The 21956-nt window shown below is 70.3% G+C and carries 15 protein-coding genes, 1 tRNA gene and 1 pseudogene; 5 read left to right on the forward strand and 12 right to left on the reverse strand.

Translation table 11 applies throughout. From position 1 onward, the window contains the following. Positions 1-572: 572 nt before the first annotated feature. Positions 573-649, reverse strand: a tRNA-Arg gene (locus tag M6G65_RS07565). Positions 650-823: 174 nt separating this feature from the next. Between M6G65_RS07565 and M6G65_RS07570 the strand changes: the two genes are divergently transcribed. The 3 genes from M6G65_RS07570 to M6G65_RS07580 all read left to right on the forward strand — a co-directional run bounded on the left by M6G65_RS07570 (position 824) and on the right by M6G65_RS07580 (position 2886). Further along, positions 824-1918, forward strand: coding sequence for an acyltransferase family protein (locus M6G65_RS07570; protein WP_238196346.1), 1095 nt, complete (start codon positions 824-826; stop codon positions 1916-1918). Positions 1919-1986: 68 nt separating this feature from the next. After that, positions 1987-2415, forward strand: coding sequence for a hypothetical protein (locus M6G65_RS07575; protein WP_250103772.1), 429 nt, complete (start codon positions 1987-1989; stop codon positions 2413-2415). Between the two features lie 78 nt (positions 2416-2493). Further along, positions 2494-2886: a phage holin family protein gene (locus M6G65_RS07580; protein WP_238196348.1), complete on the forward strand. Its 393-nt coding sequence runs from the start codon at positions 2494-2496 to the stop codon at positions 2884-2886. A 79-nt stretch (positions 2887-2965) separates the two neighbouring features. Here M6G65_RS07580 and M6G65_RS07585 read toward each other — a convergent pair whose 3' ends face one another. The 4 genes from M6G65_RS07585 to M6G65_RS07600 form a co-directional block, all read right to left on the reverse strand. Beyond that, complete coding sequence (locus tag M6G65_RS07585) at positions 2966-4669, reverse strand: sensor histidine kinase (RefSeq protein WP_250103773.1); 1704 nt, start codon at positions 4667-4669, stop codon at positions 2966-2968. Positions 4670-4675: 6 nt separating this feature from the next. After that, positions 4676-7540, reverse strand: coding sequence for a PAS domain S-box protein (locus M6G65_RS07590; RefSeq protein WP_250103774.1), 2865 nt, complete (start codon positions 7538-7540; stop codon positions 4676-4678). Positions 7541-7895: 355 nt separating this feature from the next. Continuing rightward, entirely contained in the window at positions 7896-10178 is a 2283-nt protein-coding gene (locus M6G65_RS07595) for a TonB-dependent siderophore receptor (RefSeq protein WP_238196351.1), read from the reverse strand. Between the two features lie 316 nt (positions 10179-10494). Further along, positions 10495-11766, reverse strand: a complete 1272-nt coding sequence (locus M6G65_RS07600; RefSeq protein ID WP_250103775.1) for an alpha/beta hydrolase — start codon at positions 11764-11766, stop codon at positions 10495-10497. A 251-nt stretch (positions 11767-12017) separates the two neighbouring features. On the opposite strand from M6G65_RS07600, the gene M6G65_RS07605 reads away from it, so the two are divergent. Further along, positions 12018-12203, forward strand: coding sequence for a hypothetical protein (locus M6G65_RS07605; protein WP_238196353.1), 186 nt, complete (start codon positions 12018-12020; stop codon positions 12201-12203). A 66-nt stretch (positions 12204-12269) separates the two neighbouring features. On the opposite strand, the gene M6G65_RS07610 is transcribed toward M6G65_RS07605, so the two are convergent. The 6 genes and pseudogenes from M6G65_RS07610 to M6G65_RS07635 all read right to left on the reverse strand — a co-directional run bounded on the left by M6G65_RS07610 (position 12270) and on the right by M6G65_RS07635 (position 20433). Continuing rightward, positions 12270-13907: an acyl-CoA synthetase gene (locus M6G65_RS07610; protein WP_250103776.1), complete on the reverse strand. Its 1638-nt coding sequence runs from the start codon at positions 13905-13907 to the stop codon at positions 12270-12272. Between the two features lie 468 nt (positions 13908-14375). Next, a pseudogene (locus M6G65_RS07615) lies at positions 14376-14610 on the reverse strand (IS3 family transposase); the annotation flags it as partial. Next, on the reverse strand, positions 14588-14830 hold the full coding sequence (locus M6G65_RS33945; protein ID WP_373323751.1) for a DUF6894 family protein: 243 nt from the start codon (positions 14828-14830) through the stop codon (positions 14588-14590). The gene M6G65_RS33945 and the pseudogene M6G65_RS07615, both read right to left, overlap by 23 nt. Before the next feature lie 1131 nt (positions 14831-15961). After that, positions 15962-16951, reverse strand: a complete 990-nt coding sequence (locus M6G65_RS07625; RefSeq protein WP_250103777.1) for a phytanoyl-CoA dioxygenase family protein — start codon at positions 16949-16951, stop codon at positions 15962-15964. A gap of 867 nt (positions 16952-17818) precedes the next feature. Further along, a complete protein-coding gene (locus M6G65_RS07630; RefSeq protein WP_250103778.1) occupies positions 17819-20242 on the reverse strand; it encodes a condensation domain-containing protein in 2424 nt (807 codons plus the stop codon). Further along, positions 20239-20433: a hypothetical protein gene (locus M6G65_RS07635; protein ID WP_250103779.1), complete on the reverse strand. Its 195-nt coding sequence runs from the start codon at positions 20431-20433 to the stop codon at positions 20239-20241. The genes M6G65_RS07630 and M6G65_RS07635 overlap by 4 nt, the downstream gene beginning before the upstream one ends. Positions 20434-20561: 128 nt before the next feature. Here M6G65_RS07635 and M6G65_RS07640 point away from each other — a divergent pair, with 128 nt between their 5' ends. Further along, positions 20562-21314 (forward strand): hypothetical protein, encoded by a 753-nt coding sequence (locus M6G65_RS07640; protein WP_250103780.1) that lies wholly within the window; start codon positions 20562-20564, stop codon positions 21312-21314. Here M6G65_RS07640 and M6G65_RS07645 read toward each other — a convergent pair. Then, a complete protein-coding gene (locus M6G65_RS07645) occupies positions 21287-21943 on the reverse strand; it encodes a phosphopantetheine-binding protein (RefSeq protein ID WP_250103781.1) in 657 nt (218 codons plus the stop codon). The genes M6G65_RS07640 and M6G65_RS07645 overlap by 28 nt on opposite strands. Between the last annotated feature and the right edge of the window lie 13 nt (positions 21944-21956).

Genomic DNA, 21956 nt, shown 5'->3' on the forward strand with positions numbered 1-21956 from the left:
GGGCCGCCGACGAATGGCGGCTTTCGGGAAGCGTCATGGCAGATCTGTACGGCCAGAGTGGGTCGGAGGCAGAACGTCTGCTTCAGGGCGAAGGGTGAGGGGCCGCTCTCCACCCTAAGCCGACCTCGCGAGCGGGTACCAAGCCTCAGGTTCGTACGACTGGGCGGCGCGCAAACGAGAACGAGCAGGACCAGGTTCGTGGTCGGGATCAGTTCGCCCTCTCAGGATCCTCGCGTGCGAGGCGGACACCTTGGGTGCCACTCGGCAGACTGCGCAACGCCAGGAGATTCTCGCCGTAGGGGTCGAGGCCGACAGGATAGCTGAAGGCCTCTTGCTGGACCTGAGCTGATGCCGAAACGCCGCTGAGGGCGAAGGCGATGAGAACAGCCCCTACGAGAGACACAGCACTCTTGGACACGATAGACAGCCCCGGACACCCCCGATTGAGGCCCCGCCACCATGCGGCACACCGCCACGCTCAGTCTATGCAGCTAGTTAGTCACTTGCTTCCGCAGCGCTTCCGCAGAAGGCTGCCAGCCGCTGTGCCTGGACAGCTAAGTCATTGAGAAGATTGGCGCACCCGACACGATTCGAACGTGTGACCTTTGCCTTCGGAGGGCAACGCTCTATCCAGCTGAGCTACGGGTGCAGGCCGTGGCCATTCCCTAGCCCAACGGCGGCGCCAGCGCAACGGCGGCAATGCGATCGCGCTTCGCCGATGGGTCGGCGCAGATCCCGCCTCGGTGTTGCCCCCGAGCCCTTGCTTTCGCGCCCTGTTTCCAGGCCCCTGGACGCCGTCAGACGGATCGCGGAGCGGATACAGGTGGCGGAGGCGGCAGGCGGCCAGGAGCGGAGGGCGAACAATTTCGGGTCGCTGCGCCTCCTGTTCGCGGTCCTGGTGATCCTCGCCCACGCCCCCGAACTCGTGGACGGCGACCGCTCGCGCGAGCTGCTCACGCAGGTCTTCGGCACCCTGTCGCTCGGCGAGGTGGCGGTCGACGGCTTCTTCCTGGTGAGCGGCTACCTGATCACCGCGAGCTACCGCGCCAAGCGCTCCTTCGGCGACTTCGTACTGCGGCGGGTGCGGCGGATCTATCCGGCCTTCGTGGTGGCCTCGCTCCTCTGCATCGCCGTCGTCGCCCCGTTGAGCGGCGGCGATCTCGCGGCGGCCTCGCCCCTGCAGACCCTGCTCCGGCTGTCGCTGCTGCTGATGCCGGTCGTGCCGGGCGCCTTTGCGGAGCTGCCCTATCCGCTGCTCAACGGCTCCATGTGGACCATTCCCTGCGAGTTCGGGTGCTACCTGCTCCTCGGGCTCGTCGGCACGGCCCGCGCCCTGCAGCGGCGCGGGCGCTACCTCGCCCTGATGGCGGGCCTCGGCACGCTGCTGGCCCTGCGCTGGCTCTACCTGCCCATCGGGCATCCGGGCGACGCGCTCGGCTCCCTGTCGGAGATGATCCGCCTCACCTTCGTGTTCGCCTGCGGCGGCGCCTTCCGGCTGTTCGCCGACCGGATCGCCTATACCGGGCGCGGCGCGGCCGTGGCCGCCCTGCTGCTCCTGCCGCTGATGTTCAGCCGGCCGCTGGCCGAGCCGGCCTTCGCGATCCTCGGAGGCTACCTGATCTTCTGGTTCGCCTTCGCGGTGCGCCCCAACGCCCTCAGCCGCGCCACCGCGCAGGTCGACCCCTCCTACGGGCTCTACCTCTACGCCTGGCCGCTGCAGAACCTGCTGATCGCCCGCATCCCCGGGATCTCCCCCTGGACGGTGGCGGGCCTGGCGCTGGCGGCCGCCATCCCCCTCGGGATCCTGAGCTGGTACCTGGTCGAGCGGCCGATGCTGCGGGATCGGCCGGGCTCGGGCGGCGCGATCCGGCTGGGCGCCGGCGAGGCCGTGCCGGCGGCGCCCGCCCTCGGCCGCTGAGGCCCCGGTAACCCCCGGGCCGTTCGCGGGTTTCCGGGGGGGGCGGGGCGGCACGACGGGGGCCGGGGATGTCGGAGACCATCGATCGCGGGACGCTCGACCGGCTGATCGCCCGGGGGCAGGCCACCGGGGCGCTCGCGGCGGACGACCTGCGGGCCGTGCTGCCGGTGGAGCGCATGGAGGTCGGCGACCTCGTCCTGGTGATGCTGGAACTCGAGGCGGCCGGAATCAGCGTCGAGCCCGAGGCCTTCGGGCCGCCGACGGACAGGCCGGTCTCGACCGCGCTGACCCTCCCGGCGCGGGATCCCGGGGCGCCATCCCCGGTCCGGCGGACGGACGGGGCCGGCACCGCTTCGTCCGGGGCGCGGGACCCGGCGCCGGTTCAGGCCGCCGGACCGGCCCGGGCTCCGGACGAGGCTGACGGCGCCACCCGGGCCGTCGTGCTGGCAGGCCTCGCGACGCTGCTGATCCTGGGCGCCGTGCTGCTGATGCTGTGAGACACCGCGGCGGAACGCTTCGGCCGGCGGCTCCGTTGGCCCGGAGCCACCCAGCGGCTGAGAGGAAGAGCCCGCACGATGCGCCAACACCCCGACGGAACCCTGGCCCTGCTGGTCGCGGCCCTGCGCGCGGGAGCGGCCCATATCGAGGCGCTGCTGGAGCTGGCGCGGACCGAGACCGACGGCAACATCCGGGCGATCGTGTCGCTCATCGGCATCGCCGGGACCATCCCGATCCTGCTGATCGTCATCTTCTTCCTCGGCCTCGACGCTGTGGTGAAATTGCTGGCGGTCCCGCTCGGCTCCGAGGCGCCGGCAGCGCTGATCGTCGCCGCGCCGTTCCTCATCGTGGCCCTCCTGCTCGGCTGGCTCGGGGCGCGCCGGATGGCGCTCTCGAACCTGGAACCCTGGCGGACATGGCGGCAGGTGAAGCGGGACGTCCGGGAGGTCGCGCGGACCACCGGGGCGTAACGCACCCGCCGCGCGTCGTCCTGTTGCCCGGCACCGGGCGGCAGGCGGTCCCGGCCACCCCGCGCGAGCGGCGCGGCGCCTAGCGCGTCGGGACCAACATCGCGCTGAGAGCCGGTTCCAGCGGCACCTCAAGATCGCAGCGCAAGCCCTTGGTCTCAAAATTGAGTTCGACGGTGCCGTCGAGCTCGCGCCGGACGCCGCCGGCGATCAGGCGCGTCCCGAAGCCGCTCCGGGTCGGGGCCTGGACCGGGGGCCCGCCGCTCTCCTGCCAGGTGAGCCGCAGGCGCTGCGCCCCGGCCTCGGAGGCGACGAGCGACCATCCGACCCGGACGCGCCCCTCCGGCACCGAGAGCGCGCCGTACTTGGCGGCGTTGGTCGTCAGCTCGTGGATGGTCATGCCGAGCGCCAGGACCTCCCGGGGCGACAGCGACACGGCGGGTCCGTCGAGGCCGATCTGGTCGCCGCCGGACCGGTAGGGGCTGAGCTCGTTCTCCAGCACCTCGCGCAAGGGCGCGCCGGTCCAGGCCTCGCGGGTCAGGAGATCGTGGGTCTTCGACAGGGCCAGGATCCGCGCCTCGAGGGCCTTCTCGGAGCCGCGTGACTGGCGGGCGAGGGCCTGCACGGTGGCGAGGGTGTTCTTCACCCGGTGGTTCAACTCGTGGAGCATCGTCACCTGCAAGTCCTGCAGGGCGTGCCCGCGGCGGATCTCCGCATGGAGGTCGTCGGTGCTGCGCTGGAGCGTGCCGGCCATGGCGTCGAGCTTGCTCCCGAGCCGGCCGAATTCCGTGCTGCCGTGCAGGCCGGTGCGGGCCGCGAGGTCGCCGGCCTGCCACGCGGCCGCCGTGCGCAGCAGGCGCTCGATCGGGCGGCGGATGAACATCCGCCCGGCCATCAGCGCGGCCGCCAGGGCCAGCACGGCGCCCAGCGCGATCAGCACCAGTCCCCGCCGGGTGGCGGCGTCGATATCCGCGAAGGCCGTCGCGCAGTCGCGGCCCACCGCCACGCGCACGCCCGCGAGCGGTCCGCCCGGCGTGACGGTGGCGATGATCCGCTTCCGGCCGTCGAGGCCCGCGGCGACGCGCACATCCGCACCCTGGGCTTCCAGCATGGCGACGCGCTCGGACGGGATCGGCTTGCCGATCCAGGCGGCCTCATCCGGGCGCCGGGCGATGATCAGGCCGTCGCGATCCGTGACGGTGATCGCCGTCTCGTCCTGATGCAGGGCCTGCTCCAAGTGGCCGGAGAGCCAGTCGAGGTCGGCGACGGCCAGCAGGACGCCCCGGGGGCCGCCGTCCGCCTGCGCGTCGTGTCCCACGGCCCGGGCGAAGTCGATCCCGGGACGATCCGAGACGTGGCGCATCGTGTAGCCGCCGACCGCGAATCCGCCCGCCTCCAGGGCGCGGCGGTGGTCGGCGCGTACGCCGCTCGCGGAGGCGCCCGGGCCCGAGCCGGCGCTGTCGCAGACGAGGGTGCCGTCGGGGTCGGTCAACGCGAGTTGGAGGATATGCGGGAGCCGCGCGGCGGACCGTTTCAGGTAGGCGCCGCAGGCGGACGGATCGCGCGCCTGCACCGACGGATCACCCGCGATCAGGTCGAGGGCCTGCCGCATCCGCTCGGCGATCTGCGCGAAATCCTCCGCGACGGCCCGGGCGCTGGCGAGGGCGTCGGCGCGCAGGGCGGCGTTGCGGCTCGCCCGCAGGGCGACCTCGTTGTAGCCCTGGATCGCCAGGGCCGGGGTGAGCGCCAGCAGGACCAGCAGCAGGATCCGCGTGGTGAGCGACATCGGCGGTCAGTCGAGGCCGGCGATCATCGCGCGCACCCGCGCGGCCAAGGCCTCCACCGGGAAAGGCTTGGTGATCATGCGCATGCCCGGCTCGAGATGGCCGTTGCCGAAGGTCGCGTTCTCGGCATAGCCGGTGATGAACAGGACCTTCAGGTCGGGCCGGTGCAGGCGGGCGGCGTCGACCATCTGCCGGCCGTTCAGGCCGCCGGGCAGGCCGACATCGCTGATCAGCAGGTCGATCCGGCCCGTCTCGCTCAGCAGGGCCAGGCCGGCCTGCGCGTCCGCAGCCTGGAGCGCGGTGTAGCCGAGATCCTCCAGGACCTCGACGATCAGGTCGCGCACCACCGGCTCGTCCTCGACCACCAGCACGGTGTCGCCGCGCGCGGCCCGGTGCTGCTCGGTCAGTCCGGAGGCCATCGTCTCGGGCGGCACGGCACCGTGATGGCGGGGCAGGTACAGCTTCACACGCGTGCCGCGCCCCGGCTCCGAGTCGATCCGGACGTGCCCCTCCGACTGCTTGGCGAAGCCGTAGATCATCGACAGGCCCAGCCCCGTCCCCTGGCCCAGGGGCTTGGTGGTGAAGAACGGGTCGAAGGCCCGGGCGGCAACCTCCGGGCTCATGCCGGTCCCGGTATCGCTGACGCTGACGCAGATATACTGGCCCTCGTTCACCCCCGCATGCTGGCGGGCATAGGCGCGGTCGAGATGCGTGTTGCCGGTCTCGATCACGAGGCGGCCGCCCTCGGGCATCGCGTCCCGGGCGTTGATGGCGAGGTTGAGGAGGGCGTTCTCGAGCTGGTGGGGGTCGCAGAGGGTGAGCCACAGCCCTCCCGCGGTGACGAGTTCCAGCTGGACCCGCTCGCCGAGGGTGCGCCGCAGGAGATCCTCCATCCCGGTGATCAGCGGGTTGGCGGCGGTGGGCTGCGGCTCCAGGGGCTGGCGCCGGGCGAAGGCCAGCAGCCGGTGGGTCAGCGCCGCGGCGCGGTTGGCCGAGGAGGTGGCGGCGCGGGCGTAGCGCGCCACCGCGTCGGTGCGTCCCTGCTGGATGCGGGTCTGCATCAGGTCGAGGGAGCCGATGATGCCGGTGAGCAGGTTGTTGAAGTCGTGGGCGATGCCGCCGGTGAGCTGGCCGATCGCCTCCATCTTCTGCGCCTGGCGCAGCTGCTCCTCGGCCCAGCGCTGCTCGGTGAGGTCGCGGCCGACGATGTAGAACAGGCCGGTGCCGGGCTCGGGCACCGCCGTCCACATCACCACCCTTTGCTCGCCGCGCTCCGTCAGCACGCGGTTGACGAAGCCCATCACGGTCTCGCCGGCCGCGAGGCGCCCCACGACCGCTTGCGTCTCGGCGTGGTCGGCCGGATCGGCGAAATCCGCGAAGGGGCGCGCCAGCAGCTCGGCCTCGCTCCAGCCGAGCATCTGCGTCCAGGCCGGGTTCACGGATTTGAGGAATCCGTCGAGGCCCGCGATGCCCATCAAGTCGTTGGTGGCCTCCCACAGGCGGTCGCGCTCGCGCGTGCGCTGCGTGACCTCGGAGAGGAGGACGGTCTCGACCCGCTTGCGGTCGGTGATGTCCTGGACGAACACGTGGAAGCCGTCGACCGCCCCGCCGGTCCCGCGGCGCGGGAGGTAGCGGATCTCGGCATCCCGGTGGCGGCCGTCCGCGTGGGGCCAGGCCGCCTCGAACCGGACCGCCTCGCCCGCCAGGGCGCGCTCGATATAGGCCCGCCGGACCTCCGCGTTGGCCGGGGTCAGCAGGTCGCGCACGTCCCGGCCGACGATCTCCGAGGCCGGGCGGTAGAACCAGTCCTGGTAGGCCGCGTTGGCGAAGCGGTAGACGTAGTCCCGGCCGATGAAGGCGATGAGCACCGGCAGCGCGTCGGTGACGAGGCGCAGCTCGCGCTCGTTGGCCTCGGCCCGCCGCTCGGCCTCCTTGTGGTCGGTGATGTCGCGCACCGCCCCGACGAAGCGGAGGGGGCGCCCGCGCGCGTCGCGCTCGAACTCGCCGCGGCGGGCGATCCAGCGTTCCGCCCCGGTATCGGCCCGGCGGATCCGGTAGGCGACGTCCCGCTCGGCGAAGCCCGCGTCGCGCTCGGCCCTCTGGGAGATCGCCCCGGCATCCGACGGGACGACGAGGCGGGTGATCGCGTCGAGGGGGAGCTGCTCCACCTCCGGCAGCCCGTAGAGGCGGAAGAAGTGCGGCGTGGCGTGGACCATGTCGGTGGCGATGTCGACCGAGAAGACGCCGACCCCGCCGGCCTCTTGCGCCCGGCGCAGGCGGGTCTCGGAATCGCGCAGCGCCGCCTCGGCCCGGGCCTGCGCGCCGATCTCGGCATTGACGCCGAACCAGCGCACGACCCGCCCTGAGGCGTCTCGCAGGGGCACGATCCGCGTGAGGAACGGCCGGAACACGCCATCGGCCCCGCGCAGGGGGAAGACCATCTCGAACGGCGCGCCGGTAGCGATCGAGGCGGTCCAGACCGCCATGACCCGCGGCAGCTCGGCGGGGTCGTGGACGCTCTGCCAACCCCAGCCCGCCATGGCCTCCTGGGTGCTGCCGCAATAGTCGAGCCAGCGGCGGTTGTACCAGAACAGGTACCCGTCGCTGCGGGCGAGCCAGCACAGGATCGGCAGGTGGTCGGCGAGCAGGCGGAACTCGGCATCGGCGATCCGGTCCGGATCGGGCTCCGGCAGCGGAGCGTCGATCCGGGCGGGCCGGTGCCAGAAGGCCCGGCCGAAGGCGGTCTCGTTCGGCTTCCCGGCCACGCGCCCGCTGTCCGCCGGCTGCGCCGCGAGCGCGGCGCGCAGGCGGGCGACCTCCTCCTCCAGCAGGCGGTTGCGCTGCCGGAGGTCTGCCGACTCGTCCGCACTCATCGGTCGCGGTCGGCGCCCGATCGTGGGGCGCCGGACGCGGCCGGCCGATCGGAGGTTGCGGGATCGAAGGCGGGACGCCGTCTCATCCCGGCCTTGTTGCAGAACCGGCCGGCCCTTGCCAGTGCACAGGCAAGCCCGCTTCGCGGCCCGGCGGGACCGATCGTCTCAGGAACCGCTGGACGTCGGTTCTGCCACGCCAGGCCTCATCCCGGGCGCCCGCGTGGCGCGCCGCGCAGGCGATCACCCTTGAGGCCCGCGCTGCGCGACGGCCCTTCAGGACGAGGGCCTGGATTGGACAACCGTCAGCGGGCGACGCCCGGAGCCCCGCCCCGGCGCGACGCCGCGACGCCTCGGCTCACCACTTGTAGCTGACCTTCGCCAGCACCCGGCGGGCATCGCCGTAGAAGCACGACACGTCCGACTGGCAGGAAGCGACGAAGCGCCGGTCGGCGAGGTTGGTGGCGTTCACCTGGAAGCGCCAGTTCTCGTAATCGTAGTGGACCTGGGCGTCGAACAGCACGTAGTCGGGCACCCGCAGGGTGTTGGCGACGTCCGCGAACGAGCTCCCGACGTAGCGCACGCCGCCGCCGAAGCCGAAGCCGCGCCACGGCCCGGTCGGGATGGTGTAGTCGGCAAACAGCGACGCGAGGGTCTGGGGGATGTTGACCGGCGTCTTGCCGACCCGCACCGGATCGGGATCCTTCAGCGTGGTGAAATCGAACTTGGTGAAGGATGCCACGAGGTTGAGGCCGTCGGCGACGTTGGCCACCAGCTGCGCCTCGAAGCCGGTGGAGCGCACCGCGCCGACCTGCGTCTGGAACAGCGTGTTCACCGGGTTGGGGGTGAGCACGTTGTTGCGGTGGATATCGAAGCCCGCCAGCGTCAGGAAGTAGCCCTGGCCGGGCGGCTCGAACTTGACGCCGCCCTCGACCTGATCGCCGGTATCGGGCCTGAAGGCCCGGTTGTTGATGTCGGTGCCGATCTCGGGCTGGAACGAGGTCGCGTACATGATGTAGGGCGCGAGCCCGAAGTCGAAATTGTAGATCGCCGCCGCCCGATAGGTGAAGGCGCTGTCGTTGCGGCCGTTGGTGTTGGCCGGCGTCAGGCGGTCGTAGACGGTGTTCTGGACGAAGTCCTGCCGGCCGCCGAGGATCAGGGTCAGCTCCGGCGTGAGCTTGATCTGGTCCTGGAAGTAGAGGCCGACCTGCTGGAACGAGTCGGCGTTGATCAGGTAGGGCGAGGCCGAGACCGTCTGCGGGCCGTAGATCGGCGCGAAGATGTTCAGGTTCGGGCCGGGGAAGCCCGAGGCCTGGTTGTCGTGGATCTGGAAGTTCCGGTACTCCACGCCCATCAGGAAGTCGTGCTGGAAGAAGCCGTCGGAGAACTTGGCCTCGGCCTGGGTGTCGACGTCGAGCTGCGCGATCTTGGCGTGATCCCGGAACAGGTAGCGGGCGAGCTGGGTCTGCAGCGGGTCGGCATAGCCGAGCTGGCCGATATACGAGTTCTGGTAGCTCTGCGTGAACGCGTAGCGGGCGTTCTGGCGCACCGCCCAGGTGTCGTCGAAGACGTGCTCGAACTCGTAGCCGATGAAGGCCTGGTCGCGCTGGTAGGTGTTGAAGCCGGCATCCCCCACGTTGAGCGAGCGCGGGATGCGCAGGCCGAGCACCGTGGGCCGCGCCGTGCCGTAATAGGGCAGGAAGTTCGAGGTCACCGCCGTGTTGTCGTGCTGGAAGCTCGACAGCACCGTGAACTTGGTCGACCCGTCCGGCTTATAGGTGAAGGCCGGGGCGATGTAGTAGCTGTCGTCCGGGGCGCCCTGGACCTGCGTGCCGCCGTTGCGGGCGTAGCCGGTCAGGCGGGTGAACCAGTGGCCCTCCCGGTCGGCCGGCCCGCCGACGTCGAAGGCGGCGTAGCGCTGGTCGAAGGAGCCGCCGCCGACCTCGATATAGCCGAACGGGTTCTCGGTCGGGCGCTTGCTGATCTGGTTGATCAGGCCGCCGGGATTGCCGGCGCCGAACAGCACCGCGGAGGGGCCGCGCAGCACCTCGACGCGCTCCAGCCCGAACGTGTCCACCCGGCTGTAGGCGAAGCCGAAGTTCAGGAGCTGCAGGCCGTTGAGGTAGAGGCCGTAATCGCTGACCACGAAGCCGCGCAGCTGGAAGAAGTCGAGGCGCGTGTCGGCGCCGAAGGTGCCCGCATAGGTGCCGGCGACGTACTGCGTCGCCTGGGTCAGGGTCTGGGCGTTCTGGGTGTCGAGCTGCTGGCGGCCCACCACGGTGATCGATTGCGGCGTCTCGATCAGCGGCGTGTTGGTCTTGGTCGCGGTGGCTGAGCGCTTCGCCACGAAGCCGTCGATCGGTCCGGTCGGGCTCTCCACCGCGCGCGCGGCCGCTCCGGCCCGGGCCGCCGAGACCGGTGCGCCGCCGCCCTGACTCTCGACGCTGAGTTCCTCAAGCTGCACGCTGCTCCCGGCCGGCGGGCTCGAGACGCCGCGGCGCGGCGGCGTGGCGTCCTGCGCCAGCGCCGGGCTCACGGCAGCCTGCGCCAGGACGGCGAGCGAGGCGCCGGCCAGAAGAGCGCGCAGGGTGGGGCGCAGGGTAGGGCGCCTGGCGCCGGGACGGGGGTGAGCGACTCTCATTGTACCTAGCCGTGTGCGACGCCGCGGGCAGCCGGTCGCGTTCGCCGGATCCGGGGCCGACGCGGTTGCCGTGCTGTTTAGAACTGTGATAAACTACTGTTTTTATTGGCGTTTCCGCCACCCGGACTACGGCCAGCCAAGCGCGGCCGCAAGCGGCCTTCGCGCGGAAGGCGACGGCTGTTGCTGCTGCGACACGCCTCGGTGGCGCGCGGCCGGCCCGGCGCTCTCCGCCGGCACCGGGGCGCCCGGACAGTCGGGTGCCGCCCTCGGGGTAGGGGGCCGGATCGCGGGCCGGGCCCCTATTGGACGCCCGGCGTTACTTCACCCGGCCGGCAAGCCAGCCGGCCAGCATGTCGGCCACGGCGTCGCTGTTGGTCTCCAGCATCATCATGTGGCCGTTGCCGTGCAGATCCCGGTCGGCGAGGCGGATCACGTCGGGCTTGGCGCCGGCCTGGGTCAGAAAGGCCTCCGTGCACGTGTCGTAGGGGGCGTGGAAGGAGGCCTCCGCGGTGACCAGCACGGTCGGAACCTTCGCGAGGTTCGGCAGGGTCCGGACGGGCTCGCCCTGCAGCCAGCAGCGCACATGCCCGTCGGCTGCCTTGGCCTGCTGGGCCACGATCAGGTCCTCCGGCGCCTTCACGGGCGGGTCGAAGGTCAGCGGCATGCGGGTCAGCCCGTAGGCGCGGGCGCGGCCGTCGCCGGCCTTCTCCCAGAAATCCTTGCCGCCGCGGAACTGCACGTCGAAGAAGGGCGGCCCGCTCGGCTCGACCGAGACATGCGCCTTCACGAGGTCGGGGCGGGCATCCGAGACCGCCCAGCCGAACAACGCCGCCTGGCCATGGGTCAGCAGGATCGCCGGCCCGACCTTGTCCAGCAGCGCCAGGAGGGCGGGATCGACCAGCTCCTCGGTCTGCTGGCTGTTGGCGAGGAACGGGACCTGGCTGGCGAAGAACTGGTCGAAGCCGGCATTGCCCTGCACGCCGGGCCCGCCCGGCCACCGGGTGTGGAGCTTGGCCTGCGGGTAGAGGTCGTAGATCTCCGGCGCCGTGTGGGTCCGCTCGAGGCTGCGGCTGCCGAGCCGGTCGTAGGGGCCGTAGACTTCCGGGTTGGTGCCCGAGCGCCCGCGTCCGACCTGATCGACCACGTAGACCTGATAGCCCTTCTCGGCGAAATGCTGCACCCAGCCCGGGCGACCGTCCGCCGTGGCGAGGTAGTTCACGCCGGTCTGGGCGAGGCCGTGGACCATCACCAGCGGGTAGGGCTGCGTGACCCGCGCCGGCGTGCGCGACTGCACGAACATCTGGCCGACCATCACGGTCTTGTCGCCGAGCTTCTGGTAGCGGCCACCGATGTAGAAGTAGCCGGCCCGGGTCACCGGCTCGTCCGGCGCCGGGCCGGACGGCGGGGCCGGTTCCCGCGCCGGGGCCGGGACGGTTCCCGGAGGCGCGGCCTGCGACGCGGCCCGGATTGGGGCCGGGACTTGGACCGGGACCGTTCCCTGCGCCCGGGACGGTCCCACGGCCAGGACCGCCCCCTGAACGGCGAGCAGCGCTGCCAGGGCGCCGTTCGCGATGCCGTTGCCGGCCATGCCGTCTCTCCCGATGCGCCCTGCGCCGCGCGGGCGCTTATTGCGGGAAACGGAACGCGCGGCCAGCCTCGAAAGCTGCACCGTCACGCGACGTGACGCGCCGCACGAGCCCGAACCCACGCGCATGCCAGGCGCGACCGCGGCGACGCTGGCGCCGCCGTCGCGGCGCGCCCACCTTGGGAGGGCACCGGCGCCGTGCGCGGCGCCTCTCGCCCGGATCGCCCGGACGAGACCCAGCAAGGACTCCCGCCGTGGACCCCGCAACCGCCAAGACCCTGGTCTCCGCCGCCCTGGTCGCCTCCATCGCCCTGTTCAGCCTGATGTCGTTCCAGGCGTTCTTCGCCCAGATCCTGGCCGACCTCCGCGACGCCCGGTCCGCGCCGAAGCCCGTGCCCGTGCCGGTCCGCGCCGACCGCCGGACCCCGCCGCAGGCCTGAGCGGCCCGCCGGCCTGCCCAGGCCGGCAGCCGTCCCGGCGCGCAGCGCGGGCGGACGGCGTCCGGATCAGGCCCCGTCCTGCCGGGCCCGCTCGCGCAGGATGAACTTCTGAACCTTGCCGGTGGAGGTCTTGGGCAACTCCCCGAACACGACGTGGCGCGGCAGCTTGTAGGAGGCCAGCCGCCCCCGGCACCACTGGATCAACTCGTCGGCGCTGGGCGTCGCGCCCGGCTTCAGCTCGGCGAACGCGCAGGGCGTCTCGCCCCATTTCGGATCGGGCTTGGCCACCACCGCGGCGGCGGCGACCGCCGGATGCTTGAACAGCGCGTCCTCGACCTCGATCGGCGAGATGTTCTCGCCCCCTGAGATGATGATGTCCTTCGAGCGGTCCTTGAGCTGGACGTAGCCGTCCGGGTGCTTCACCCCGAGGTCGCCGGTGCGGAACCAGCCGCCCTTGAAGGCGGCCTGGGTGGCGGCGGGATTCTTGAGATAGCCGCGCATCACCACGTTGCCGCGCATCATCACCTCCCCGATCGTGGCCCCGTCGGCGGGCACCGGCTCCAGCGTTTCCGGATCGCGGACATCGAGCGCTTCCAGGACCGGATAGCGCACGCCCTGGCGGGCCTTCCGGGCCGCCCGCTGGTCGGCCGCGAGCGCGTCCCAGTCGGCGTGCCAGGCATTGACCACCGCCGGGCCGTAGCTCTCGGTCAGGCCGTAGAGGTGGGTGACGTCGAACCCGGCCTCCGACATGCCGGCCAGCACCGCCTCCGGCGGCGGCGCGGCGGCGGTGAAGAAGGCGACCCGCCGGGGCAGGTCGCGCCGCTCGGCATCGGGAGCGTTGATCAGCATCTGCATGACGATCGGCGCCCCGCAGAGATGGGTGACCGCGTGCTCATCCATCAGCCGGTACATCGCCTCGGCCCGGACCTGGCGCAGGCAGACATGGGTGCCGGCCACGATCGACAGGGTCCAGGGGAAGCACCAGCCGTTGCAGTGGAACATCGGCAGGGTCCAGAGATAGACCGGGTGCTGGCCGAGCCCGCCCGTGATGACGTTGCCGAGCGCCAGCAGGGCCGCGCCGCGGTGGTGATAGACTACGCCCTTCGGGTCGCCCGTGGTGCCCGACGTGTAGTTCAGCGTGATCGCGTCCCACTCGTCGTCCGGCAGATGCCAGTCGTGCTCCGGGTCTCCGCCGGCCAGGAAGGCCTCGAAGTCGGTCTCGCCGAGGCGCGCGCCGGGACCGTCGTATTCGGGGTCGTCGACGTCGATGACGAAGGGCTTCGTCGCGAGTCCGTCGAGGGCTGCGGCGGCTGTCTTGGCGAATTCGCGGTCGGTGATCAGCACCTTGGCCTCGCCATGCTCCAGGCAGAAGCGGATCGCGTCGGCGTCGAGGCGTGTGTTGAGGGTGTTGAGCACGGCCCCGGTCATCGGCACGCCGTAATGGCACTCGATCATCTCGGGAGTGTTGGCGAGCAGCGCCGCCACCGTGTCGCCGCGGCCGATCCCGCGCGCCGCCAGCGCCGAGGCGAGACGGCGCGCGCGGGCATAGAGGTCCCGGTAGGGCCGCCGCAGGGCGCCGTGGATGACGGCGACCTGATCGGGGAAGACCCGCGCGGCCCGGTCGAGATAGAGCAGGGGGGTCAGCGGCTGGTGGTTGGCCGGCACGCGGTCGAGATCGCGGTCGTAGATCGTGTCGCGGGCCATCCCGTCCTCCCGGCAAAATGTTGCCGGGACAGTAGCTTGCCGGCGCGGATGCGATCAATCGGGCGCCTGCCGGGAACCCGGTCCGCGTTTTTGCCGTGACAAGCCGGCGTTGTTTCGGGCGGCCGGGAGATGGGCTGCACGCACCGGGACCTGCTGATCGCAGCGCGTCGAAACATCGGGTGGCGTCGACCGCTGCCGGAGATCGCGCGCTGGCTGGCGGACACCCAGCGCGTGCCTTGCACGCCCTGCACCGCGATCCGCCGCTTTGTCAGCTCCCTGTCCGGCTCGGGCCAGAGCCGGCCAAGGCCGTCAAGCCGGTTTGCTTCCACGCCCACGCGTGTTGAGCGGAGGATCGCGTGGGCGTGGAAGGCCAGCGCTTGGCTGGTGAGATCCGTCTGGGCCCGTATGGTTAACAAGACCTTACCGAGACGTCTGGCGAACACCCGTCGCGCCGCTGCCGACGCTCGCTCAGCTGGCCAAGGCTGAGGCTTTGGCTCGGGTATCGGAGCGCGCGTCCGCTTCGGCGGGAGGCACGCGGCCGACCGGTCCGAGCCGTCGACGCGTTGAACCCGTCCACCCCCTCGAAGGTGGCGAACGCGACCGCCTCGAACGAGCGCCATGGTCCGCGTCGGTGGATGACCTCCGCCCTGAACGGTCCGGTCATCGTCTCGGCGAGAGAATTACTTCCGCTGTGAACGAGAGAACAGTCCGAGTGGCAGATGCGCGACCGTCAATCCTGTTTCGTCGCGCACGACGAGCGTCCACAGACTATCCACATCGAGAGCCTGCAGTTCATCGGCTATTTCGCCGATGACGGCTCGCGCATCGGACAACGCTTGCTCCAGGTCCTCAGCCTCGACGCCCTCGTCGTCGCGAACCGTTTCCCGTCCATTATCGACGTCGAAGTAGAAACGCCTGAACATCCCTGCCCCCGACCATCGCACGTGCAGAAGGCGACTTTTATCAAGGCCCGCGAACCTGCACCAAGATACAAGGTCACCTACTCTGCAGAAGCCTTTCGGCAAGATGATGCAGGATTAAGGTTTGTCAATAGCTTTTAGGTGCTGACATGACAATCCTTTTCAAGACAAGAGATGATGACGCCCGCGATTCCGCAAGCATCAGCAAGGTTCGCGCTCATATACGTAAGATTCTGTTGGACGCGATAGGCCAATCAAATCAGAAGCGGGCCGAGACCATCGTTCTCGATCTGTGCCCTTGAGCGATCGCCCCGGGGCGCCATCACGCAGCTTCTGTCGAAGCGGCACCCCGTTATTCGATCCGAATCCATCTCGGAACGGCATCGCCGCCAAGCGGGCCGGGCCGCTCACGGACGGCTGGGCCCTGCATCGCCCCTGTCTCGAAGCCATCCGGCGAATCGGCGTCACCGCGCGGTGACCGCCGCGATCCCGCACCAGACCCAACGGGAAACGCTCTGAATGCCCGCCATGACGCGCCCGGAACCCGCAGATCGCCGTGACTGCGATGCGGCGGCAGAACGTTCGTCCGCGTGCTCAGGGGTGTGCCCCCCAATGCCGCTGATGCCTCCCGGCCCTGATCCGCGCTGCTCTGCTGACGGGGCGCGGCCCTCGCCGTGTGGCGGCAGCTTAGTTCGTGGCGCGCCAAGAGCCTGTGCACGCTGCCGGCGACACGGCATCGCTCTCGATCAAACCGGTGGCCGAAGCGGCGGGCCTAACCGCGTGGGCGGCCGGACATGCGCGCCGTAGAACCGAGGGGGCTGAACGAAGAGATCGCTCCACCTGGGCTGGAGCACGCGGCTCTTCAAGCCTGGATGAGTGCGGAACATGCGCACAGACAAGTGCTGCGGCCATCATCCGATCGCCCGAAACCCGGACATGTTCTGTCGGATCGGTCGATCACCGAGCAGATGCACGGCCGGATGAGACGGGAGCCAATCATCCCGCCAGTTCTCACGGCCTCTGGTTTTCAGCCGCGATTGACGATGCTTGGGCGCGCCCATCAAGAACCGACAGCCGGCTGCTGCGGACGTGCCCGCTCTGGCGCTCCAATGGCCGGGCTGTATCCCGACGGGTCTAGACAGCCCGCCGCGCCGCGTTTCGATGGTTCGGGTCCATCCCCGCCACCGGCCGCGGCGGCGCATGCAGGCGATTGAGCCGGAAGCTGTCCTCGCCCCGCACAAGGATGCAGGGCAGACTCCGCTTGCTCATGACGACGGGCGCCGAGTCATCGTGGCTCCAGATGTGGCTCTCGACGTCCGGCGCCATGTAGCGCGACAGCACGGCGGGACGGGGCGAGACGGTGTGGTTCGGCGGCACGCCGTGCCAGAGGCCGCCCTTCGTCAGGAAGTATTCTCCCGGCTCGAGCTCCATCGTGACGAGTTCGTGCGGCGCGTTCTCGGGATGCGTCGCGTCGGCGAGCGCGAGCATGCTCGCGGCGTCGCGCAGATCGCAGGCGCCGTTGCGCTGACTCTCGTGCAGCGAGACCTCGTAGCGATGCGTCCCCGGGATCAGCTGCAGCGCCCCGTTGTCGCTCGTCATCGGCGCGATCGCAAAGGTGATGTGGACGCCACCGACCATCTTGTTGTCGAAGTCCACGTGCCAATCCTGCCCCGAACTGCCGGGCTGCCGAACGATGATCCGGCCTTTCCAGAGGAGGATATCGGGACCGAGGATGGCCTCGACGTCGCCGAGCAGCTGAGGCTGCACGGCGAAGTCGTAGAGCGGGCGAAATGCCAGGTGGCCGTCGACCTGTTGAAGGCGGCGATCGCCGATCAACCGTGCCTTGGACAGGATACGGCCGAGGATACCGGGGTCTCGATGACCTTCGATGAAGCGGCGCAAGGTCTCGACCTGGGCCGTGTCACGCAGCGTGAACGGTCCGGCATAACCCAACGTGTTGAAGGCCGAGAGCGGTGCGAAGCGCTGACGGCCCGAGGATGGGGGCAGAACCGCAGCCAATGTCGCCGACATGTGCTCTCCTGCAGATCGAATGACCAAGCTTCGGGATTGTTTGAGCTGAGCTGGGGGGCCAGTAATGGCAGCGCCATTCACGATCCGCCCCATGAAGCACGTCATCGCGAGATCGAGTTCGGATCCGCTTCGGGATTATCGCTTCGTCCTAAACGTGATTATGTCGATTCGTCGACGAAGCCGATTGACAAAAGTCAAGTTTTGGCCAAAGGTCAAGCTGGATTGACCCGATTTTCCACTTTAGATTAAGTCCAAAATTGCTCGATGTGCTTAATTCTTCGCGCCAGTAAGCTAAAACAATGGTATACACACCATACACTTCAGAAACCTTCTCTTTTCTGAGAAAAAATCTCCGATCCCATATGTATTTTACCGAAACATGAACTTGCGGATGAAACAGTTCTTCTTTCGACAGAATGTCCTCTGCCCATCAAGTCGGGTTCGGCTGCGGGACCGGATCGATCCAGCGCGTTTCCTGAACGCCACGCCTTGGCACGTGAGCGCGTATTCCAAGCCGGGCTGTCGACGGACTCCGTCGTGCAGCGGCCCTGCCCAGCGCCAGCATGGCAGGTCACACCGTCTTCCCTGCCCGAATCAGAGAGCATGATCGCTGGGTCTCCGCAGCGGCCGCGGGCTAGATTCGCCGGACAAGGGGCGAATCGACGTTGTCGCGCAGAGCGGCCAAAACGCGATCGTTCGGACCTCCGCGACGGCACACGCGGGAACCGCCGTGCGGTGAGCGCGCCCCGTCCACCGGACCATCGAAGGTCGACTCGGGGGCAACGAAGTTCGACGTGTGGACGACGCGTCCGGAGGTGCCTCGGAGCGCGCCGGTGACCCTGCGCGCCGCCGCATTACGAGGCCCGTCTCATGAGCGTCTGACCTTGGCACGGCTCCCCGGGGAAGCGACATACACGGCGCAGAGGCTCCGCGCGGCGGCCGGCCATGATCGTCTGCGCCTCACGCGGTCGCAGGTTCTGGGGCGCCGGCGTCCTCGAGCCGGGCGAGTGTCTGGCGCACCGCCGCGGCGACGTGTTGGACCGACTCGCCCTCGAAGATGGTGAAGTGGTTTCCAGGTGCATCCCGGATCTCGAGGCGCCCCGTTGCGAGCTCGCGCCATCCGAGGGTCGGGTCCAAGAACAGTCCCGTGGGCTCTCCGAGGGCGCGCACCACGAGGATGGTCCCGCTGTAGGGTGCGATCGGGTGCTGGGACAGCCGGTCCTTCAGCCAGAGGACACGCTCGAGTTCCGCGTCCGGGACCGCCGACGGGTTGGGCCGGCCGAGCCGAAGCCGGAGCTTCTCGAGGAGCCGTGTCAGGGGCAGCTGCCCGCGCAGGAGCTTGGCGAGCGCCATTTGCCAGCGGATCAGGCGGTAGGACGTGTTGATCAGGAAGGCCTCGCGCCGGGTGCGGCGGGCGAGGTGGCCCGGCGCCCAGCCGTCGACCGCGATGACGCAGGCGACGTCCGCGCGGTCCCGGACCAGTTGCTGCGCCGCCTCGTAGGCGAGATGACTGCCGAAGCAGTGGCCGAGAAGGATGTAGGGACCCTGAGGCTGGGCCCGGCGGATGCCCTCGACGTAATGGGCCGCCACCGCGGCAAACGAGAGCGCGGGATCGCCGTTGATATGGGCGGCCGGCATGACGCAGAGGAAGGGCCGGTCGGCGCCGATCCGCTTCGCCAGGTCCTGGAACAGGAAGGGATTGTCGAAGGCGATGATCGGGGTCGCGGCGCCGTGCGGCTGCAGGGCGACCACGGAGGCGAGCGCGTCGCGCGGGGCCGTGGCTTTCCGGATCACGTCGGCGAGCGCACGCACGGTCGGGTTGCCGAGGAACCGATCGATCTCGAGCCGCACCTCGAAGGTCTGCTGGATGCGGGCGATGAGCCGGAACGCGCTCAGGGAATGACCTCCGGCGTCGAGGAAGCCCGCCTCGTCGCTGCCCGCGCCGAGGGTCGCCCGCCACAAGGGGAGCAGGCGCCGAACGACGTCGTCCGCCTGGTCGACCGGGCGTGCGACGGAAGACGGTGCCGCCACGGCCTCCGCGGCGGCGGCCCGCGCGGCAAGCTGTGGGATCGGCCGCCGGGGGTCGCCGAGCACCCCCGTCAGGAGCGACAGCGTGTCCTCCAGCATCGCGACCACGGTCTCCGGCCGGTAGAGGGCGGTGTTGTACTCGCAGGAGAAGCGCCAGCCCTCCGTCCGCTCGGCGAAGAAGAAGTTCAGGTCGAACAGGGCCCCGGCCGACTGCGAGGGCACGCCGCGCAGCAGGAGGTTCTCGCACCGGACCTCGTCGAAGGCCCGCTGCTGTATGACGTTGATCGAGAACAGCGGATGCCGGCTCGGGTCCCGTTCCGGCTTGACGATCTCGATGATCGTCTCGAGCGCCGTGGTGCCGTTCTCGAGGGCGCCCTGCAGGGTGTCGGCGACGCGCGCCAGCGCCTCCGCGAAGTTCTGCACGCCGGCGAAGTCGGTCCGCAGCGCCAGCGTGTTGATGAAGGGTCCGACGACGTTCTCGAGCTCGACCTCGTAACGGCCTGCGACCTGGGTGCCGACGATCACGTCGTCCCTGCCCGCACGGGCGCGCAGCACGAGCAGCAGCCCCGTCAGCATCGTGGTGAACCACGTCGCGCCGCTGGCCCGCGCCACGCGGTCTGCCGCGGCGGTCAGGGCGGGGCGCATCAGGATCGACGTGATGGCGCTGTCGCGCGTCAGGGCCGGCGGTCGCGGGAAGTCGGTGGCAATCTCGAAGCGACGGAAGCCCGCCAGGCGCGCGCGCCAGTAAGCGTCCGCGGCCGCCCCCTCGCCGAAATCGGAGAGGGCCTGCTGCCATAAGGCATAATCCGAGTACTGAACCGGAAGCTCGGGCAGCGCTGCCGGCGTCCCGCCGATGAGGCCGTCGCACAGCGTGGCGAATTCACGGGCGAGGATCCCCATCGACCAGCCGTCGGCGACGATGTGGTGGGCCGTGATCAGGAGGAAGCTTTCCTGCTCGGAGAACCGGAGCAGCTGCGCGCGCATCAGGGGCGCACGCGACAGGTCGAAGGGCCGCCGGGCTTCCTCCGCGGAGATCCGGTCGAATTCCCGCTCCACCGTCCCCAGAAGCCGCAGGTCGAGTTCGGGCACGTGCAGATCCGCCGTGGGATAGACGCGCTGGACAGGGCCGTTCTCGCCTTCCACGAAGGCTGTGCGCAGGATCTCGTGCCGGGCCACGAGCTGACGGAGCGCAAGACCCACGATGGTTCCGCTCACGGGTCCGACCAGCGACCAGCGGAGCGCGATGTTGAGGCCGGCGTTGCCGGGCGCGAGGAGCTCGGCCACGAAGAAGCGTTCCTGCACCGGTGTGCAGGGAAATTCGCAGCAGGTGCGCTGCGCAGATTGCAGCTGTGTCATCGCGAGATCCTGCGGGATGAAGCCATGATGGCGGAGGTCGCGAGCGGACGCGCGAACAGCGTCGCGTCCTCCGCGGAATGCGGCCATGCGCGGAAACGGATCCGGGGCGAGGGGTGCGTCGCCTCCGAGACTTCGGCGCCGCTGCCGCGCAGGGACCGGGCGAAGAAGGCTGCCGCGTAGGCCGAGACCACGCTCCGGATCTCGGGATCGCCCCCGCGCCCGAGAAGCTCCCGTGGGTGGCGTGCGGGATCTCGATCGCGAACCCGCCCGATCGCAGCTGCCGAAGCTGCCGGTCGCTGTCCTGCGCGTCCTGGATCGCGTGGGCACGACGGCCCGGATCGTCCGCGGCGAGCGCCTCGGCCGACGGCGGATCCAGGGAATCGGTGATGACCATGTAGGGGGCGGAGAAGACCGGGGCGGCCGGATTCCCGAACAGCCAGCCATCGAGGTTCAGAACCGCGCGGATTCGCCGGTCCGCGCTGGCCGCCTCCGCCGCCGCGGCGGCGCCGAAGGAATAGCCGAGCACGCCCGCGAGATGCGGGTCCAGGCGATCCGCGCGGTCGCCGGGCAGCAGCGCGCGTCCGGTATCGGCCAGCCAGTCCAGGGCAGCCTGGATGTCGCCGGCTTGCAGGCGGACCTCGCCCTCCGCGAGCAGGCGGGTGCGCTGGCCGGCCAGTTCCGAGCGGAAATCCAGGCCGGCGAAGCCCGGCGCAGGGAAGTCGATGCCGATCACGACGAAGCCCTGATCGGCGAGGGTGCGGAGAAGATCCGCGTTCTCGCGTGCGCGACCGCCCCAGCCGTGGGCATAGACGAGCGGCGGCAAGGGGCCCGTCACCGGGCCGGACGGCAGCCAGACATGGATCCCGAGCCTGCGGGCCGGACCGGGCTGCTCGTTCGGGAGCCGCGCACGCACGACGTGCGCGGCGAGATCCGGTTCAGCCCCCGCACGGGTGACGCGTCCGATCAGCGTGCCTTCCAAGAGCAGCGCCAAGGTCGCCAGCAGCAACGACCGGCGCCAGCGATAGCGCCTGGGCCAGCCGATGCTCACAGGAGTTCCTCGGACCGTAGGTGACCGCCGTTCGCCCCCGCGCGGCGCGCCGCGCGGGCGACGCCGACGAGCGTCGGCCTGCTGCGCACCTGAACCGGCGCCACGTCGCTCTCGGCGGCGATGGCCGACACGCAACGATGGAGAAACAGGTCCTTCGCGGTGGTCCGAATGCCCGCCTGATGCGCGCGCGCCACGATCCGGAAGACCTGAAGCGAGTCGAGGCCGAAGGCGAACATGTCGTCGTCGATCCCGATGGCCTCGATGCCGAGGACCTCCGTCACGATCGCGGTCAGCGTCCGCTCGGTCGGCGTGCCGGGCGCCCGCCCGCCCGTGGAGAGCGGCGCCGCGTCCACCGCGGGCACCGCGTCGAGCCCGGGGAGGCGTTTGCGGTCGACCTTGCCGGCCGGCGAGAGCGGGAGCGCCGCTAGCGGCACGAACAGGCTCGGGATCATGTAATCGGGCAGGTGCCGGCCGAGGGCCTCGCGCAACGCCGCCGTCGTGACGGGCCGGTTCGCCTCGGCGAAGTAGCAGACAAGCCGCGGCTCGCCCGTGACGTCTTCGCGCAGCACCACGGCACAGGCGCCCAGTCCCGCATGCCGCGCCAGGACCGCCTCGATCTCCTCGGGCTCGATCCGGAAGCCGCGCAGCTTCACCTGATGGTCCGCG

Source organism: Methylobacterium tardum (assembly GCF_023546765.1).
In the GTDB taxonomy this organism is placed as follows: domain Bacteria; phylum Pseudomonadota; class Alphaproteobacteria; order Rhizobiales; family Beijerinckiaceae; genus Methylobacterium; species Methylobacterium tardum.